Annotated in this window: 13 protein-coding genes, 2 tRNA genes, 2 rRNA genes, 1 pseudogene and 1 riboswitch; of the genes and pseudogenes, 14 read left to right on the top strand and 4 right to left on the bottom strand. The window is 46.3% G+C overall.

All coding sequences use genetic code 11. From position 1 onward, the window contains the following. Positions 1–395 precede the first annotated feature (395 nt). The 4 genes from A136_RS12765 to A136_RS12750 all read left to right on the top strand — a co-directional run bounded on the left by A136_RS12765 (position 396) and on the right by A136_RS12750 (position 3,800). Positions 396–3,289, top strand: a 23S ribosomal RNA gene (locus A136_RS12765). A 139-nt stretch (positions 3,290–3,428) separates the two neighbouring features. Continuing rightward, a 5S ribosomal RNA gene (gene rrf, locus A136_RS12760) occupies positions 3,429–3,544 on the top strand. A 43-nt stretch (positions 3,545–3,587) separates the two neighbouring features. Beyond that, a tRNA-Asp gene (locus tag A136_RS12755) sits at positions 3,588–3,664 on the top strand. A gap of 59 nt (positions 3,665–3,723) precedes the next feature. Beyond that, a tRNA-Trp gene (locus tag A136_RS12750) sits at positions 3,724–3,800 on the top strand. Positions 3,801–3,907: 107 nt separating this feature from the next. Here A136_RS12750 and A136_RS22280 read toward each other — a convergent pair. Then, positions 3,908–4,943, bottom strand: a protein-coding gene (locus A136_RS22280) for an IS630 family transposase (RefSeq protein WP_102394396.1) whose coding sequence is annotated in 2 segments (ribosomal slippage) — positions 3,908–4,483 and positions 4,485–4,943 — 1,035 coding nt in all. Because the reading frame shifts where the segments join, the coding sequence is not laid out codon by codon here. Between the two features lie 55 nt (positions 4,944–4,998). Between A136_RS22280 and A136_RS12735 the strand changes: the two are divergent. The 8 genes and pseudogenes from A136_RS12735 to thiH form a co-directional block, all read left to right on the top strand. Beyond that, positions 4,999–5,988: pseudogene (locus A136_RS12735) on the top strand (multicopper oxidase family protein); the annotation flags it as partial. Positions 5,989–6,088: 100 nt separating this feature from the next. Then, positions 6,089–6,472, top strand: coding sequence for a fluoride efflux transporter CrcB (gene crcB / locus A136_RS12730; RefSeq protein ID WP_017062997.1), 384 nt, complete (start codon positions 6,089–6,091; stop codon positions 6,470–6,472). Between the two features lie 62 nt (positions 6,473–6,534). Then, a riboswitch (TPP riboswitch) is annotated at positions 6,535–6,633 on the top strand. Positions 6,634–6,763: 130 nt separating this feature from the next. Beyond that, on the top strand, positions 6,764–8,713 hold the full coding sequence (thiC, locus tag A136_RS12725) for a phosphomethylpyrimidine synthase ThiC (RefSeq protein ID WP_017062996.1): 1,950 nt from the start codon (positions 6,764–6,766) through the stop codon (positions 8,711–8,713). Continuing rightward, on the top strand, positions 8,713–10,005 hold the full coding sequence (locus A136_RS12720) for a thiamine phosphate synthase (RefSeq protein ID WP_017062995.1): 1,293 nt from the start codon (positions 8,713–8,715) through the stop codon (positions 10,003–10,005). The genes thiC and A136_RS12720 overlap by 1 nt, the downstream gene beginning before the upstream one ends. Further along, positions 9,995–10,777, top strand: coding sequence for a HesA/MoeB/ThiF family protein (locus tag A136_RS12715; protein WP_017062994.1), 783 nt, complete (start codon positions 9,995–9,997; stop codon positions 10,775–10,777). Before A136_RS12720 ends, A136_RS12715 begins: the two co-directional genes overlap by 11 nt. Further along, entirely contained in the window at positions 10,774–10,983 is a 210-nt protein-coding gene (gene thiS, locus A136_RS12710) for a sulfur carrier protein ThiS (RefSeq protein ID WP_017061316.1), read from the top strand. The genes A136_RS12715 and thiS overlap by 4 nt, the downstream gene beginning before the upstream one ends. A gap of 2 nt (positions 10,984–10,985) precedes the next feature. After that, on the top strand, positions 10,986–11,750 hold the full coding sequence (locus A136_RS12705) for a thiazole synthase (protein ID WP_017062993.1): 765 nt from the start codon (positions 10,986–10,988) through the stop codon (positions 11,748–11,750). A 7-nt stretch (positions 11,751–11,757) separates the two neighbouring features. Beyond that, positions 11,758–12,870, top strand: coding sequence for a 2-iminoacetate synthase ThiH (gene thiH / locus A136_RS12700; protein ID WP_017061318.1), 1,113 nt, complete (start codon positions 11,758–11,760; stop codon positions 12,868–12,870). Between the two features lie 135 nt (positions 12,871–13,005). On the opposite strand, the gene A136_RS12695 is transcribed toward thiH, so the two are convergent. Further along, entirely contained in the window at positions 13,006–14,796 is a 1,791-nt protein-coding gene (locus tag A136_RS12695) for an aminopeptidase P family protein (RefSeq protein WP_017062992.1), read from the bottom strand. Between the two features lie 122 nt (positions 14,797–14,918). Next, positions 14,919–15,860: a LysR substrate-binding domain-containing protein gene (locus A136_RS12690; RefSeq protein WP_017061320.1), complete on the bottom strand. Its 942-nt coding sequence runs from the start codon at positions 15,858–15,860 to the stop codon at positions 14,919–14,921. Positions 15,861–15,961: 101 nt separating this feature from the next. Here A136_RS12690 and A136_RS12685 point away from each other — a divergent pair, with 101 nt between their 5' ends. Both A136_RS12685 and A136_RS12680 read left to right on the top strand, forming a co-directional pair. Beyond that, positions 15,962–17,161 carry a multidrug effflux MFS transporter gene (locus A136_RS12685; protein WP_029235094.1) on the top strand — a complete coding sequence of 400 codons (1,200 nt, stop codon included), beginning with the start codon at positions 15,962–15,964 and terminating at the stop codon, positions 17,159–17,161. Between the two features lie 102 nt (positions 17,162–17,263). After that, a complete protein-coding gene (locus tag A136_RS12680; RefSeq protein WP_009848181.1) occupies positions 17,264–17,545 on the top strand; it encodes a hypothetical protein in 282 nt (93 codons plus the stop codon). Between the two features lie 85 nt (positions 17,546–17,630). On the opposite strand, the gene A136_RS12675 is transcribed toward A136_RS12680, so the two are convergent. Beyond that, positions 17,631–18,089 (bottom strand): DoxX family protein, encoded by a 459-nt coding sequence (locus A136_RS12675; RefSeq protein WP_017062990.1) that lies wholly within the window; start codon positions 18,087–18,089, stop codon positions 17,631–17,633. Position 18,090: the final 1 nt, after the last annotated feature.

Genomic DNA, 18,090 nt, shown 5'->3' with positions numbered 1-18,090 from the left:
TCACTGGTTCGAGCCCGGTATCGCCCACCATTCTCTAAATATTCTTGGAAGTTAAACCTCCAAACCACTTCTTATGTCGTTGGTTGGATTTTTCGACTGTGAGAGTCTTTAGAAAATGTGAATTTAGAACATTAGTTCTTAAAATCTCTGCTCTTTAACAATTTGGAAAGCTGACTGATTGATTTACTTACGAGTAATTCAATCAAATTTAAAAGTTCTCAATGTTTATCTTTCATTAGATAAACACAACAAACACATTCAAGTGTCTTGTATTCGATTCAAACTTGTTTGAATCACAATTGAGTCCGGCAAACAGTCATTGAGAATTAACCCTTCTTAATGACAACCAAAAACCTTGGTTAGTTGCCATACGCTAAGACCCTTTCGGGTTGTATGGTTAAGTGACTAAGCGTACACGGTGGATGCCTTGGCAGTCAGAGGCGATGAAAGGCGTAATAACTTGCGATAAGCCCAGATTAGGTAGTAATAACCTTTTGAGTCTGGGATTCCTGAATGGGGAAACCCACTTACATAAGTAAGTATCCTGTTGTGAATACATAGCAACAGGAGGCAAACCGGGGGAACTGAAACATCTAAGTACCCCGAGGAAGAGAAATCAACCGAGATTCCGAAAGTAGCGGCGAGCGAAATTGGATTAGCCCTTAAGCTTTTAATGATGCAGGTGAAGAGTCTGGAAAGTCTCGCAGTAAAGGGTGATAGCCCCGTAACCGACACATCATAATCAGTGAAAACGAGTAGGGCGGGACACGTGATATCCTGTCTGAATATGGGGGGACCATCCTCCAAGGCTAAATACTACTGACTGACCGATAGTGAACCAGTACCGTGAGGGAAAGGCGAAAAGAACCCCTGTGAGGGGAGTGAAATAGAACCTGAAACCGTGTACGTACAAGCAGTAGGAGCACCTTCGTGGTGTGACTGCGTACCTTTTGTATAATGGGTCAGCGACTTAATTTTAGTAGCAAGGTTAACCGTTTAGGGGAGCCGTAGGGAAACCGAGTCTTAACTGGGCGTACAGTTGCTAGGATTAGACCCGAAACCAGGTGATCTAGCCATGGGCAGGTTGAAGGTTGAGTAACATCAACTGGAGGACCGAACCGACTAATGTTGAAAAATTAGCGGATGACTTGTGGCTAGGGGTGAAAGGCCAATCAAACCTGGAGATAGCTGGTTCTCCCCGAAAGCTATTTAGGTAGCGCCTCGGACGAATACTACTGGGGGTAGAGCACTGTTAAGGCTAGGGGGTCATCCCGACTTACCAACCCTTTGCAAACTCCGAATACCAGTAAGTACTATCCGGGAGACACACGGCGGGTGCTAACGTCCGTCGTGGAGAGGGAAACAACCCAGACCGCCAGCTAAGGTCCCAAAGTATAGCTAAGTGGGAAACGATGTGGGAAGGCTCAGACAGCCAGGATGTTGGCTTAGAAGCAGCCATCATTTAAAGAAAGCGTAATAGCTCACTGGTCGAGTCGGCCTGCGCGGAAGATGTAACGGGGCTAAGCTATACACCGAAGCTGCGGCTACGTACCTTAGGGTATGTGGGGTAGGGGAGCGTTCTGTAAGCCGTTGAAGGTGGTCTGTAAGGGCTGCTGGAGGTATCAGAAGTGCGAATGCTGACATGAGTAACGATAAAGGGAGTGAAAAACTCCCTCGCCGGAAGACCAAGGGTTCCTGTCCAACGTTAATCGGGGCAGGGTAAGTCGACTCCTAAGGCGAGGCCGAAAGGCGTAGTCGATGGGAAACGGGTTAATATTCCCGTACTTCTTACAATTGCGATGGGGGGACGGAGAAGGCTAGGTGGGCCTGGCGACGGTTGTCCAGGTTCAAGTACGTAGGCGGGTGGTTTAGGTAAATCCGGACCGCTATTAACGCTGAGATACGATGTCGAGCTACTACGGTAGTGAAGTCATTGATGCCATGCTTCCAGGAAAAGCCTCTAAGCTTCAGATTGTAAGGAATCGTACCCCAAACCGACACAGGTGGTCGGGTAGAGAATACCAAGGCGCTTGAGAGAACTCGGGTGAAGGAACTAGGCAAAATGGTACCGTAACTTCGGGAGAAGGTACGCTCTTATCAGTGAAGTCCCTTGCGGATGGAGCAGACGAGAGTCGCAGATACCAGGTGGCTGCAACTGTTTATTAAAAACACAGCACTGTGCAAAATCGTAAGATGACGTATACGGTGTGACGCCTGCCCGGTGCCGGAAGGTTAATTGATGGGGTTAGACTTCGGTCGAAGCTCTTGATCGAAGCCCCGGTAAACGGCGGCCGTAACTATAACGGTCCTAAGGTAGCGAAATTCCTTGTCGGGTAAGTTCCGACCTGCACGAATGGCGTAATGATGGCCACGCTGTCTCCACCCGAGACTCAGTGAAATTGAAATCGCTGTGAAGATGCAGTGTACCCGCGGCTAGACGGAAAGACCCCGTGAACCTTTACTACAGCTTGGCACTGAACATTGAACCTACATGTGTAGGATAGGTGGGAGACTTTGAAACCGCGTCGCTAGATGTGGTGGAGTCGTCCTTGAAATACCACCCTTGTAGTTTTGATGTTCTAACGTTGGTCCCTGAATCGGGATTACGGACAGTGCCTGGTGGGTAGTTTGACTGGGGCGGTCTCCTCCCAAAGAGTAACGGAGGAGCACGAAGGTGGGCTAAACACGGTTGGACATCGTGTGGTTAGTGCAATGGCATAAGCCCGCTTGACTGCGAGAATGACAATTCGAGCAGGTGCGAAAGCAGGTCATAGTGATCCGGTGGTTCTGAATGGAAGGGCCATCGCTCAACGGATAAAAGGTACTCCGGGGATAACAGGCTGATACCGCCCAAGAGTTCATATCGACGGCGGTGTTTGGCACCTCGATGTCGGCTCATCACATCCTGGGGCTGAAGTCGGTCCCAAGGGTATGGCTGTTCGCCATTTAAAGTGGTACGCGAGCTGGGTTTAGAACGTCGTGAGACAGTTCGGTCCCTATCTGCCGTGGGCGTTGGAAAATTGAAAGGGGCTGCTCCTAGTACGAGAGGACCGGAGTGGACGAACCTCTGGTGTTCGGGTTGTCATGCCAATGGCATTGCCCGGTAGCTAAGTTCGGAATCGATAACCGCTGAAAGCATCTAAGCGGGAAGCGAGCCTTGAGATGAGTTTTCCCTGGCACTATAAGTGTCCTAAAGGGTTGTCGTAGACTACGACGTTGATAGGCAGGGTGTGTAAGTGCTGCGAGGCATTGAGCTAACCTGTACTAATTGCCCGTGAGGCTTAACCATACAAACACCCAAGGGGTTTTGTGGACTCAAAGAAAGACCAGACCTTGAATGAGTTTGAAGAGATAGACTTTTAAATACAGTTTTCCAGATTATTTTGCCTTCAGTTTTTAAAAAAAGCTGAAAGTAAAAGCAAAATTTGCTTGGCGACCATAGCATTGTGGACCCACCTGATTCCATGCCGAACTCAGAAGTGAAACACAATAGCGCCGATGGTAGTGTGGGGCTTCCCCATGTGAGAGTAGGACATCGCCAGGCTTTAAATTTGAACACTTGTCAGCGACGACAAGTATTCCACTGCGGAGTGGTAGTTCAGTTGGTTAGAATACCGGCCTGTCACGCCGGGGGTCGCGGGTTCGAGTCCCGTCCACTCCGCCACTTATTCGATAACCTCGCCTAGTGCGAGGTTTTTTCGAATCTGAAGTAATGAAAGTTTTAGGGGTGTAGCTCCAATTGGCAGAGCAGCGGATTCCAAATCCGCGTGTTGGGAGTTCGAATCTCTCCACCCCTGCCATATTTAAGGCTCTAGCAGAAATGCTAGAGCCTTTTTTGCATCTGTTGCTTCTACGAAGCAATGTTGGGAGTTGGATCGCCAGCCCGGTATTATACCAATCCGGAAAATTAACTGATCAGGTCAATCCAATCTCTTGTACACATTTTTGTGACGCGATCTTTGCACTCAAGAAATCCATTCCAAGCGCTACAGACCTTCGAAACAATATCGTTATAATCAATGAAGTTTTGGTTTGCTAGATAGTGTTGCCTTAACCAACTCCACACTTGCTCTATAGGGTTAAGCTCTGGTGAGTATGGCGGCAATTTGATAATACTGACATTATCAAATGGGTTAGCAATATCATCGGTATGCCATCCTGCGCCATCCATTATTACCACTGAATGACGGTCTTTTTCTGTGACTTTAGATATCTGCTCTAGATGGTTTATCATGATGTCTTTGTTAACCCAAGGGACGACCATTGCCTCACCAATCCCTCTCGATGGGCACACTGAGCCAAACAAATAAGCGTATTCAAATTGCTGCTGTTTTACTACGCGAGGTCTCGTTCCACGAGTAGCCCAAAGACGTGTTGTTGTGTTCTGCTGACCAAACCTAGCTTCGTCTTGAAACCAGACATCAACACTCTCTAGCCCAATATGGCCGGGGATCTTAAGGATCGTTTCGATTTGGAATTTTTTTAAAATCGTCTTGTATTTGCTGTGATTGTTTAGGGTGTTTGGAACGAGAAGTTATCCAAGAAAAACCCATGTGGTCGAGGAGATAATAGATGGAATTAGGGTGGTAGTGCTTGTCAAAGTGTTTAACGATGTAGTCATGTATATCGCTTCCAACAAGGCGGCCACCAGAAGGTGATTCAGCTTCTTTTTTTATGAAGGCACTGAGTTGAGCCCGCTGCTCATCGGTGAGGTATGCAGGCCTACCAGTCCGAGGTTTTTCTTGAAGTCCTTCTAGGCCTTCTTCAAAAAAAATCCGAACCCATTTATTGACACTGGTTCGACTGACTTTGAGAGATTTTGCAATTTGTGTACGAGAGAGGCCGTCTTTAAAGTGTGCGAGCGCAAGTAAACGCATCTTCATCTGAATGGTTTTTTGCTGGCTCGCAAGCTTTTTGAAGTCAGTGTTATTAAGGCTATCCATGGCTAAATTTCACAATAATTCATCAATCTTAATTAGATCACATTTTTACTTTAATTGGTATCACCCACATATGAACAGCGTTAAGCAGCTTGGTATGGGCTTGGTTGGTCTAATTATCGTTGAGGAGAGCATTCCAGTGCCGTTTGATGAAGAGCACGCACTGATGCTTAAACATTGGCATATAGATAAGAAAGGCCAATGGAAAGATCTAATGATCCCACGACTCAGTGCTCGTATGGGTACGCCAGGAGAGTGGAGTAGCGTTAATGGAATACATGAGCCTGTCTATGAGTTAAAACAACATGCAACAACCAGGCTACGTATCGCTAATGTCGACAATACGATCACTTACCCTATAGCTGTCGAAGGGGCTGAGGCATGGGTGATTGCCATTGATGGTAACCCTGTAAAAACACCTTATAAGCTGACGCAACATAAAATTGGTCCAGGGATGCGAGTGGATATTGGACTGATAGCACCCAAAGCCGGTGGGCGAGTTAGCGTCCTTCAAATGAAAGGACGCTTTCCTTTCTCTTTGTGTGAGTTCGAGGTTGTAGATTCAACCCTTGTTGAGAATCGCTCTCTGCCTTCTTTACCCCTTAATCCTGTGCCCAATTTAGATTTGGCTAATGCAGAAGAAATCGACTTTTTATTTGAATGGGAAGGGGCGGTTTCTCCAGTATCTAAAGATGGAAAATCTATGCCTAAGTTTTGGCTAACTAATAAACGAGCATGGGAGGGGATGAGCAAAGATAATATCCCTGAACCGTTGGCGACTTTAGAGCTGGGAAAAACCTATATATTCGATCTTAAGAACGTCACTCAATATCATCACCCGATTCACATTCACGGCCATACATTCACTGTATTGGAACTTGATGGGAAGAAAGTTGAAGAACCTTTCCATACTGATACAGTGTTACTTGGAAAAAATGGCCGAGCTAAAGCTGCATTTGTAGCCGACAACCCTGGCCGCTGGATGTATCATTGTCATGTTATAGAACACATGAAAACGGGTTTGATGGGATATATTGAAGTTAAGTGACACCTGTAACGTTTAATATTTGCGCATGCATTCTTAGTTTCTACCCTCGCTTTTATCGGCGTTAAAGCTAGAATATAGGGATTATTGTTTGGGAGGATTCATGGGTCAGTTATCTATTCTAGGTTTTATCGCCATCGGTGGCGCGTTTGGTGCTTGTTCACGTTACTTGATTTCAGAGTTATGCGTTGTGATGTTAGGGCGTGGTTTTCCTTACGGTACGCTGACTGTTAACGTAATTGGCTCTTTGATTATGGGATTGCTCATCGCCGCGTTTGAAAATGAGATGGTTGCGACGGAGCCGTGGAGACAAATTATCGGTCTTGGTTTCCTTGGAGCCCTGACGACATTTTCTACGTTTTCGATGGATAACGTGCTTCTTATGCAGCAGGGTGCGTTCTTCAAGATGGGGCTCAATGTACTGCTCAATGTGGTTCTCAGTATTTCAGCCGCATGGTTCGGCTTCCAACTTCTGATAAAGTCTTAAAACTTTCTTACGATTTGTTAACAACTCGGCTTGGTTTATCCAAGCCGTTTTTATATACTCGATCGTACTTGTCGGAGTGCCATATGGCTGAGACCGTTAACTCGGGATCCGTTGAACCTGATCAGGCTAATACCTGCGAAGGGAACAAGAGTAGATATCTAACTAGAATCCTTCTAGAGATCTATCTCCAGATCACAACTGCATTTTCTTGCTGTGATCCCTCTTGTAGCATCTTATCCGTCAAGCATTTTTATCCCTATAAATAATGGCTAAAAGCCAAGGAAAAATGCTATGTCGAGTCGTAAACAAGCAAGACTGGAAGCGAAGAATTTCATTGATTCTTTATCTGTACAACCTTATCCAAACTCAAAAAAAGCTTACATCCAAGGGTCTCGAGAGGACATTCAAGTCCCTGTCCGAGAAATATCCCTCGCAGATAGCCTTGTTGGTGGCACCAAAAAAGAGCCTGTATTCGAACCTAATGAGCCAATTCATGTCTACGACACCTCAGGTGTTTATACCGATCCTACGCATGAAATAGACCTTTATAGTGGCCTTCCTAAGTTGCGAGAGCAATGGATTGAAGAGCGTGGTGATACGGAATTGCTCGATGATGTAAGCTCTGTTTACACCAAAGAACGTTTAGAAGATGAAACCCTAGACGACCTTCGTTACGGAAACCTGCCTCGAATTCGTCGCGCTACTGGCGACCAATGTGTAACTCAACTGCATTATGCTCGTCAGGGAATTATCACTCCTGAGATGGAGTACATTGCGATACGTGAGAACATGGGGCGTCAGAAGTTCGCTGATGAACAGCTTAATCACCAACACCCAGGCCATAACTTTGGCGCAAACCTGCCAAAAGAAATTACCCCTGAGTTCGTGCGTAAAGAGGTCGCTGAAGGCCGAGCTATCATCCCTTCAAACATCAACCACCCAGAATCAGAACCTATGATTATTGGCCGAAACTTCTTAGTGAAAGTGAACGCCAATATCGGTAACTCTTCTGTAAGCTCTTCGATTGAAGAAGAAGTTGAGAAGCTAGTATGGTCGACTCGCTGGGGCGGCGATACCGTAATGGATCTTTCTACTGGCCGTAATATCCACGAGACTCGTGAATGGATCCTACGTAATAGCCCAGTGCCGATTGGTACGGTTCCTATGTATCAGGCGCTTGAGAAAGTGAATGGCGTAGCCGAAGACCTTAACTGGGAAGTGATGCGCGATACTTTGATTGAACAAGCGGAGCAGGGCGTTGATTACTTCACTATCCATGCTGGTTTGCTTCTTCGTTATGTTCCTATGACGGCTAAGCGTGTGACAGGTATTGTTTCTCGTGGTGGCTCTATTATCGCGAAATGGTGTCTTGCACATCACCAAGAAAGCTTCCTATACACACACTTCCGCGAGATCTGTGAGATCTGTGCGAAGTACGATGTGGCTTTGTCACTAGGTGACGGCCTACGTCCTGGCTCTATTGCAGATGCCAATGATGAGGCTCAGTTCTCGGAGTTACGTACTCTAGGTGAGTTAACTAAAGTGGCTTGGGAATACGATGTTCAGGTGATCATTGAAGGTCCTGGACATGTACCTATGCATCTTATTAAAGAGAACATGGATGAGCAGTTAGAGCACTGCCATGAAGCGCCTTTCTATACGTTAGGCCCGCTGACCACTGATATTGCACCGGGTTATGACCACATTACCTCTGGTATTGGCGCGGCGATGATTGGTTGGTACGGCTGTGCGATGCTTTGTTATGTAACACCTAAAGAGCATTTGGGCTTACCAAATAAAGAAGATGTGAAGACTGGCTTGATTACTTACAAGCTGGCAGCACATGCAGCAGACTTGGCAAAAGGGCATCCGGGCGCACAAATCCGAGATAATGCATTATCTAAAGCTCGTTTTGAATTCCGTTGGGAAGACCAATTTAATCTAGCTTTAGATCCAGAAACAGCCCGTTCTTTCCACGATGAAACCCTGCCACAAGAATCGGGCAAGGTTGCTCACTTCTGCTCTATGTGTGGACCTAAATTCTGTTCAATGAAGATCTCTCAAGAAGTTCGAGAGTACGCGAAAGACACTGAACAAGTGGCTGCTGATCAGGCTATCGAGATTAAGATGCTTGATAATCCGTTGGAAGGGATGCGTCAGAAATCACAAGAGTTCCGTGATACTGGCTCTGAACTTTATCACCCAGCAGTAGGCGCAAAAGAAGCTCAATTAGAGGAATAATGACAGTGAAGATTCTTATCCCATCTCAAAATATTGAGCTAACGGGAGAGGTGCAAAGCTGTCTATTGGTTGCTAAGCGACAAGGCTTGGCAACCGATGCAGTTGAGTTGGGTGTAAGCCCAACTCAATGCTTCTCTATCGTTGATGCTCAGCAAGCGTTATCTATTGGTTTTGCTCATGATGTTGATTCATTGGCGGAGTGTCGCTCAAGTGAGCTTGATCATATCGTTTATTACAGTCATTCAGTGGCGCTAGCTGGTGTCCGCGATGCCTTGGCACAAACTCCGAATACCATCTATATCGGTGTCTTAGATGACTCAGCTGCATTGGATATCTGGTCACAGCTAGATTCTAATCGTGCTATCAAGAGTGAAACTCCAGCTCATCAGGAGTTAGATAGTCGTGGCCACTTTGCTTGGTTACTTACTTTGTTGGCGTTGGAATTCCCACTAGAAGATGCACTGGTTTTAGCTCGCGCAGCATCTAGTGTTTCACGTGGAACATGGCCAGCAAACTATCAAAACTTTCCTATTCCCGTTCTCGAAGATGAGCGACTGGATATTAGTGTTGGTTGGGCGCACCAAGGAACATCACTGTCGTTCCCGGAATTGAGTAAGAGTAGCCTAGGACTATACCCAGTGGTTGATGATGTTGAGTGGATCGAAAGGCTGCTCAAGCTTGGAATTAACACAGTTCAACTGCGTATTAAGAACCCACAGCAAGCAGATTTAGAACAACAAATCGCGCGATCTATCGAACTCGGTAGAGAGCACAACGCTCAGGTTTTTATCAATGACTATTGGCAATTGGCACTTAAGTATGATGCTTTTGGTGTTCATTTGGGGCAAGAGGACATCGAAGAATCCAACCTATCTCAACTGAGCCAAGCTGGTATTAAGATCGGTCTATCGACTCATGGTTATTACGAGTTGCTACGCATTGTGCAAATCAACCCAAGCTATATTGCGCTGGGGCATATATTCCCAACCACCACTAAGCAGATGCCATCGAAGCCTCAAGGACTTGTGCGTTTATCTCTCTATCAGCAGCTGATTGATACTATCCCATACACAGAAGAACTCACCGGTTATCCGACAGTTGCGATTGGTGGAATTGACCAGTCGACGGCCGCACAGGTGTGGAGTTGTGGGGTATCGAGCCTTGCTGTTGTACGTGCGATTACGTTAGCCGAAGACCCAAAACAAGTGATTGAGTTCTTCGAAGCATTAATGGCTGACCGTTCTTCAGGTGCTGCTAAAGAGGTAACTCAGGAGCTAAGTCATGCTGAATGATTTCGAATTCATTCGTTATCAACGACAACTCGCACTTCCTGAAGTGGGTGAGCAAGGGCAACGCAATCTATTAGATAGCCATGTATTGGTCATCGGTTGTGGTGGCTTAGGCAATGCTGCGGCTCTCTATCTTGCGGCTTCCGGTATCGGGAAAATCGTATTAGTTGATGATGATTGTGTGGATTCGTCTAACCTTCAACGACAAGTTGCGTTCAAGGAAAGCCAGTTAGGTTCGCCTAAGGTAGAAGCTCTGAAGCAAAAACTGACTGAGCTTAATGGTCGAAACCAAGTGAGAACCATCAATAGGCGAATGACTCAGAGCCAGCTTGAGCTTGAGGTGATGCTCGCTGATTTGGTGTTGGATTGTACTGACAACTTTGAGTCACGTCAGCAGGTTAACCAAGCATGTTTTGGTAGCAAGACACCTTTGGTTTCTGGTTCTGCGATCGGATGGAAAGGTCAGTTTATTGTCTTTGATTATCAGATGCAGAAAGGGTGCTATCACTGTTTGTTCCCGTTCAGTCATCATCCACAAACGACACGTTGTAGCGATAGCGGCATCATCGGCCCAGTTGTTGGCACCATAGGCAACCTCCAAGCACTGGCAGCGATTCAACGTATTAGCACTGGCGAGTTCCAGGTTGCAACACATCAGCTCAAACTGTTTGATGGTCAGACGATGAACTGGCAAAACTTAAGTGTCACTCAAGATAGTGAATGCCCCGTTTGCTGCACATCTACAGTTAACTATTTAGAAGAAGAAACCCAATGAGCAACATAACGATCTCTATCAATGAGCAACCAGAACAGGTTGCACAATCGTCGTCTCTAGCGGATATCATCCAAGCGCTTTCACTACCCGATCTGGGTTGTGTCTTTGCTATCAATAATGCGGTTGTCCCGCGAAGTCAGTGGCAACAAAGGGTCGTCAATGAAGGCGATGCTATTTCTCTTTTCCAAGCTATTGCAGGAGGCTAACTATGTTAACTGTCGCAGATAAAACATTTCAATCACGACTCTTTACTGGAACGGGCAAGTTCGCGAATAAACATTTAATGGCGAGTGCTATCGAAGCTTCCGGTTCTCAACTGGCAACCATGGCGTTGAAGAGAGTTGATATTCGCTCTGAGCAAGATGATATTTTACAGCCCATCATTGATGCTGGCGTGAACTTGTTACCAAATACCTCCGGGGCGAAGAACGCGAAGGATGCCATCTTTGCTGCGCATTTGGCTCGCGAAGCGCTAGGCACAAACTGGCTCAAACTGGAAATTCACCCTGATCCAAAGTACTTGTTGCCAGACCCAATTGAGACATTAAAAGCGGCTGAGCAACTGGTTAAAGATGGCTTTGTTGTGTTGCCTTACTGTCATGCTGACCCAGTGTTGTGTAAACGATTGGAAGAGGTGGGTTGTGCTGCGGTTATGCCGCTAGGTGCGCCGATTGGGTCGAACAAAGGTATCGCTTCGGCAGACTTCTTAGAGATCATTATCGACCAAGCGAACGTCCCTGTGATTGTTGACGCTGGTATTGGTGCGCCATCTCATGCTGCTCGTGCAATGGAAATGGGCGCGGATGCCGTGTTAGTTAATACTGCAATTGCGGCTTCTCAACAACCCGTTGATATGGCGATTGCTTTTAAACTGGCAGTTGAAGCTGGCCGTATGGCTTACCTTTCTGGTCTTGCTGGACAGGTGTCTCATGCGGTTGCTTCTAGTCCGCTAACTTCATTCCTAGACGAGTAGTGTCCTTATGACGTTTGTTGATCGATTTAAACAGCTCAACTGGGATGACATTGGTATGTCCATCTTCAGTAAAACGGCAGCGGATGTTGAGCGCGCTCTGAGTAAACCTAAACGCGACTTGGAAGACTTTAAGGCTCTTATCTCTCCGGCAGCAGAACCTTACTTAGAGCAGATGGCGCAACAATCGTTGGCACTCACACGCAAGCGATTCGGCAATACAATGTCGTTGTATATTCCATTGTACCTCTCAAACTTATGTGCGAATGCGTGCACGTATTGTGGTTTCTCAATGGAGAACCGCATTAAGCGTCGCACACTTACTTTAGATGAAATCGATGCTGAAAGTGCCGCTATCAAAAAGATGAAGTTTGATAGTGTATTGTTGGTGACTGGTGAACATGAAACCAAGGTCGGGATGAAGTACTTCCGTGAAGTGCTACCGAATATTAAGGCACAATTTAACTATCTTGCGATGGAAGTGCAGCCGCTTGATCAAGATGACTACGCAGAGCTTAAAACTCTCGGCTTAGATGCGGTGATGGTTTACCAAGAAACGTATAGCCCAAGTACCTACGCGGAACACCACTTGCGTGGCAATAAAATGGATTTTGAATACCGGCTCGAAACGCCCGATCGTTTGGCAAAAGCGGGTATTGATAAGATAGGTATTGGCGCTTTGATTGGCTTGGAAGATTGGCGTACCGACTGTTTCTTTGTGGCCGCTCACTTAGACTATCTTGAGCGTACTTATTGGCAAACACGTTACTCGATTTCATTCCCACGTCTTCGTCCGTGTGAGGGTGGTTTGCAGCCTAAATCGATTATGAGTGATAAACAGTTGGTTCAACTTATCTGTGCGTATCGCTTATTAAACCCTGAGGTTGAATTGTCTCTCTCGACTCGTGAGTCTGCAGCTTTCCGCGACAATGTGTTGCCATTGGGAATCACCAGTATGTCGGCTGCGTCTAAAACCCAGCCTGGTGGTTATGCTTCTGATGAAGAAGAACTCGAGCAATTTGAAATAAGTGATGAGCGAAGTGCTGCCGATGTTGAGTCAATGATTCGTCAACGTGGTTTTGATCCTGTGTGGAGAGACTGGCACAGTGCTTACTCTGGTTAGCGAACACGCAGATTTATGTTCCACGTGAAACATCGACGAAGTTAAATCGACAAATAAAAACGGCTACCCTAAGGTGGCCGTTTTTCATTTCATTAAGTTTGAATTAGCTAAGCATTAAGCATTAAGCATTAAGCATTAAGCATGAGCAAGTGGAGTGGTTGATTGGCGTAACCATTCCAATGTATCACCTTCAACTAATGGGCTAACATCGTTCCATACTTTCTGGTGGTAATCATTAAGCCATGCAAGTTCAGGTCGTGTCAGTAAATCGACGTTGATGTTGCGCTTATCGATAGGGCAACGTGTTAGCGACTCAAACGTTAGTACTGAGAAGTCACCTTGAGTTGGCAGCTCAACCACCAGTTCTAGGTTTTCGATACGGATACCAAATTCATCTGCACGGTAGTAACCCGGCTCGTTTGATAACACCATGCCTTCAACAAGAGGTACATCGATTAGCTTCTTAGAGATGCTTTGCGGACCTTCATGAACACTTAGGAAATGACCAACACCGTGACCAGTACCGTGGTCGTAGTCGAAGCCTTCTGCCCATAAGTGTTGGCGAGCTAGAATATCAAGTTGGAAACCACGAGTACCCTGTGGGAAACGTGCACGCGCGATACCGATGTGACCTTTAAGCGCTAACGTGAACTGCTGGATCATTTCGTCGCTTGGCTGGCCAATCGCGATAGTTCGAGTGATGTCGGTTGTACCATCTAGGTACTGACCGCCTGAATCGACTAGGTAAAGAGTATTCATCTCTAACTGACCTGGTTCAGGTTGGTTCTCGTGGTTGTAGTGACACATTGCTGCGTTGCCGCCTGCTGCTGAAATCGTGTCAAAACTTAGGTCCATCAGCGTTGGGTCTTGTTCGCGGAATGATTGAACTTTGTCTGCTAGCACAGCTTCATTGTGCAGATTACCTTGCGTGACTTCTGCATCAATCCAAGATAGGAACTTCGCCATCGCAACACCATCACGAATGTGACACGCTTTCATGCCGGCAATTTCAGTTTCATTCTTTGCTGCTTTTGGCATTAGGCATGGGTCTGCTGCTTCAATGATATGAGCACCAGAGTTTTGTAGAACCAGCGTGTACCAAGCGTTACTGGTACCTGAATCGACAGATACATTTTTGCCTTCCAAAGATTGAAGGCGTGCTTCAAGCTCTGATGGGTGAGATACGCGAATACCATTGCCAACGTGTGCTTCAAAGCACGTAGGAATACGAGCTGGGTCTAGGAAGAAGTCGACGCTTTCATCGGCGTGGATGATCGCATTGGATAACACAACAGGTAGGCGAGATACGTCCAAGCCGCGAATGTTAAGCAACCAACAGATCGAATCGAGTTCCGTAAGGATAGCGGCATCAGCACCTTTGGCTTTTAGTAAGCCAGCAATCTCCGCACGTTTGCTTTCACTTGATTGGCCTACTGCGTCTGTTGCCATTAAGCGAACATCAGATACCACCGGCTCAGGACGATCAGACCAAAGCTCATCAATTGGATTCGAAGATAGTGTTGTTAGTTCAACTTTCTCTGCCAGTTTAGCTTGAGCGCCTTTCAACCAAGCAGCAGTGTGCATGCGTGGGTCGAATGCAACCTTGCTGCCTTGTGCTAGAGAACTGGTGATCCAATCTAAAGCCGGCTCTTCAATAAGGTGGCGATACTCAAATAACTCTGCTGGTACCTGCTTACGAACCTGAACCGTGTAGCGACCATCAACAAAAATAGCAGCGTTCTCACGAGTGATAACTGCCGCACCAGCAGAGCCAGTGAAACCTGTTAACCAGTGAAGTCGCTCGTTATGAGCAGGAACGTATTCACCTAGATATTCGTCTTCATGTGGAATGATAACGGCATCTAGGTTGTTTGTTTCAAGCCAAGCTCGAACCGCAGCAACGCGTTCAGCAGTGATATTGTGCATCTGTGTTTATCCTTATTGTTAGGGTCCTTGTTAACACTCACAGTCGATATACATGCGAGGGGACTTATTAGGTCAATAAGCTAGCGCTTTTGTTCGTTTGCTGCAAACGCTGTACGCCATTTTTATCTAAGGTGCAGAGTTTTTTCTTTGATGATATCTCGTAGCCAAGTTAACGCTGGGTCATTTTCTCTGTCACGGTGCCAAAACAGAGTGTATGCCATCGGTGGGAATTCCATCGGTAAAGGGACAACCACTAAGTCGAGTTGCTTGGCGACGAGGTAAGTAAAGTGGCTTGGTGCAGTAAACACAAAGTCGGTGTAGGTACATAGGCTTGCGGCGCTATTGAAGTCTGGAACAGAAATAGCGATATCACGTTGGTGACCAAGGTCGGCAAGCTTATAGTCGAGCAGCCAACGATCGTTACCATCACATCTTACTTGTACATGACGCTGTGCAAGGTAGGTTTCCAGATCCCATTTGCCATTCAGAGCGGGGTGGTTGCGTCTTAGCACACACATCTGCGCGTCACGGTAGATCTCTTGCTCGCAAATATCATCTGGCGGCAGCATAGTTAAACGTGCGTCGTTGATGTCGATGTCTTTACCTGTGAGTCCGATATCGAGCTCACCGAGCTGCAGCTTCTTAAAGGTTTGCTCCGTCCAAGCGTGGGTGTTGATATTCACCTTAGGGGCTTGTCGAAATATCGCTGGTAAAAAGTGGGGAAGAATAAGTGGGTAAACGCTCTCAACAGCCGCAATGTGAAAACTGTGGTCACTGTTGTTGGGAATGAATGTCTCAGGCTGAGTGAGAACATCAAGTTGGTTGATCAACGTTTCTAAGCGAGGCTTAAGGAAAACAGCTTTCGGTGTTGGTCTCAGGCCATGTGCGCTTCGCGTGAAAAGAGGGTCATTAAATTGTTCACGAAGCTTGGCTAACGATTTACTTACAGCCGATTGACTCAGACACAATCGATGTGCGGTGCGCGTGACGCTTAGCTCTTCCATCAGCACCTGCAAGCAAACTAATAGATTGAGGTCGAGGCGCGATAGTTTCTCAATATTCATATGAGTTTCCTATTTGGAATAATGCTAATGAGTATATGCCATTTTTGTTCATATCTTTAGTTGGTTATTATGCACCTAAATTAACTCATTCGGAGAATCTTGTGCCTTCTAACGCGCTTCCAACCCCTAGTAAACTGCAGGTTGCTTTATTGGCAATGTTGGTTTTATTTAGCCCTCTGGCTATTGATATCTACCTACCAGCTCTGCCACAAATTTCGACAGCGTTTCACGTGGAACATGCACTAGCACAAGATACGATTACCTGGTTTTTATTCGCCATGGGTGTCGGGCAATTATTTGCTGGCCCTTTGGCTGATAAGCTAGGACGTCGAACCGTTGCATTGGGAGGTGTTAGTATCTATGCATTGAGTGCTTGCTTGGCGTGGGCAGCTCAATCGATTGATATGATGCTAATGGCTCGGCTGCTACAAGGCTTAGGAGCTTGTGCGACTTCTGTAGCAGCCTTTGCAACGGTTCGCGATCTATTTGGCCCAGAGAAGAGTGGCCGTATGATCAGCTACCTTAATGGTGCAATCTGTTTTATTCCTGCTTTGGCACCCATTCTTGGCGCTTGGTTAACTCATCAATTTGGTTGGCGTTCGAACTTTAGCTTTATGGCAGGCTTCGCTGTCGTTGTTGGCACTATCTTATTCTTCCAAATGAAAGAGTCTAACCCTGCGACAGAGAAGGTTGCGGTGTTCAAGCTTGAACGATACTGGTCAGTATTGAAAACACCATCATTCCTTTTCCACGCAACCTTGTGTCTGTTGGCGATGGCGGTCATCCTCGCTTATGTAACCTCTGCACCGGTTGTGTTGATGGAAAACCTAGGCTTGACCATGAAAGAGTTTACTTTCTGGTTTGGTGTTAATGCGGCCATCAACATTGCAGCTGCGTTTACTGCACCTAAATTTATGGACCGCTTTGGTACCTATAAAGCACTGGTCGTTGGTATCTCAACGCTGGGTTTAGCGGGCGTGATTATGCTGGTGCTTGCAGAACACGCTAGCCCAATCGCATTCATGCTGCCAATCTTCTTGTCTTCAGTGGGTTTTGCTTGGATTCTCGGTGCTGCTGCTGGTAAGGCTCTTGAACCTTTCGGTGACCGTGCGGGCACAGCTGCTGCACTGCTTGGCTTGTTCCAAATGAGTGGTTCAGGGCTGCTTGTGGGTACCATGCAACGCCTTGATTTAACGTCTCAAGTGATGATTGCGCTACAAATGTTCCTTATTGTTCCAGCATTGTTAGTGCTTGCGAGCAAAGCCGGCAAGTCGTGGCACACGACGTTTGCTAAGGCGTAAGTCTCAAGGGTGACAAAATATACAAATGGCGGTTTGCGAAACGTTAAAACATGGTATATTTGTCACTCATTGAAACGTTAGTCCCCAACGGAAAATACTGTAATGTCATTAACAACCTACGAAATGGCGCGCGTCTTAGAACAAATGGAAGATGCACCTGAAAAGGTCATGTTTGGTAAACTGCTTAAAGAGCTAGGCAACCAAAGTGAAGAGCGTATTCGCAGTGCGGCAAAACAAGTTCCAATCGATACTTTGCGAGACATCATTTACCAATTTCAGCGTGTGGTAGAGTCTCGTAAGGGTGAGCAGGTTCAGCTATTAGCAAAAGAGCTAGCCGAGCAAGGTATCTCTGCTGAAGAGCTACAAGCTTTTCTGAATAAGTAGTTTATCCCAGTTAAAAAGAAACCACTCAATTGAGTGGTTTTTTGCGTTTTGGGGTATATCAATTTAGTGCGAATGAAAGTTCGTTCTAACCTCTAAACTGTGCTTTCAAAATTCGATCAAGTGAGAATGGCCCGGCGCCCCACACGACAACGATAAGAATCATTAATCCCCAAAGCTGATGATCGTAGAAGCCTTGATCCCACAATACAGGGTAAGACACGACAGCAATGATATTGAAAACGAACAACACCGCAGCCATAGGTCGTGTTAATAAACCGAGTGCTAAAAACACTGGCAGAATTAACTCCGCGGCAGTCCCCATGTAAGCTGCTAACTCCCAAGGTAGCAGTGGTACTTGGTATTCCAACTCAAACAAGTAAAGGGTGCTATCCCAAGTGGCTATCTTAGTGAGCCCAGAATTAAAGAATACCCACGCCACCCAAAGGCGACAAAATAGTAGAAGCACCGGAACAAAAAGAGCCTGTGATTTCTCAATCAAACTGTCGTATTGAGCCATCATGTTCGTGACTGTGTTGTTATCCATG

This window comes from Vibrio crassostreae 9ZC13, from assembly GCF_000272045.2.
GTDB classification, from domain to species: domain Bacteria; phylum Pseudomonadota; class Gammaproteobacteria; order Enterobacterales; family Vibrionaceae; genus Vibrio; species Vibrio crassostreae_C.
Note: the sequence above shows the minus strand (reverse complement) of the source record. Positions and strands in the feature narration are given on the sequence as shown.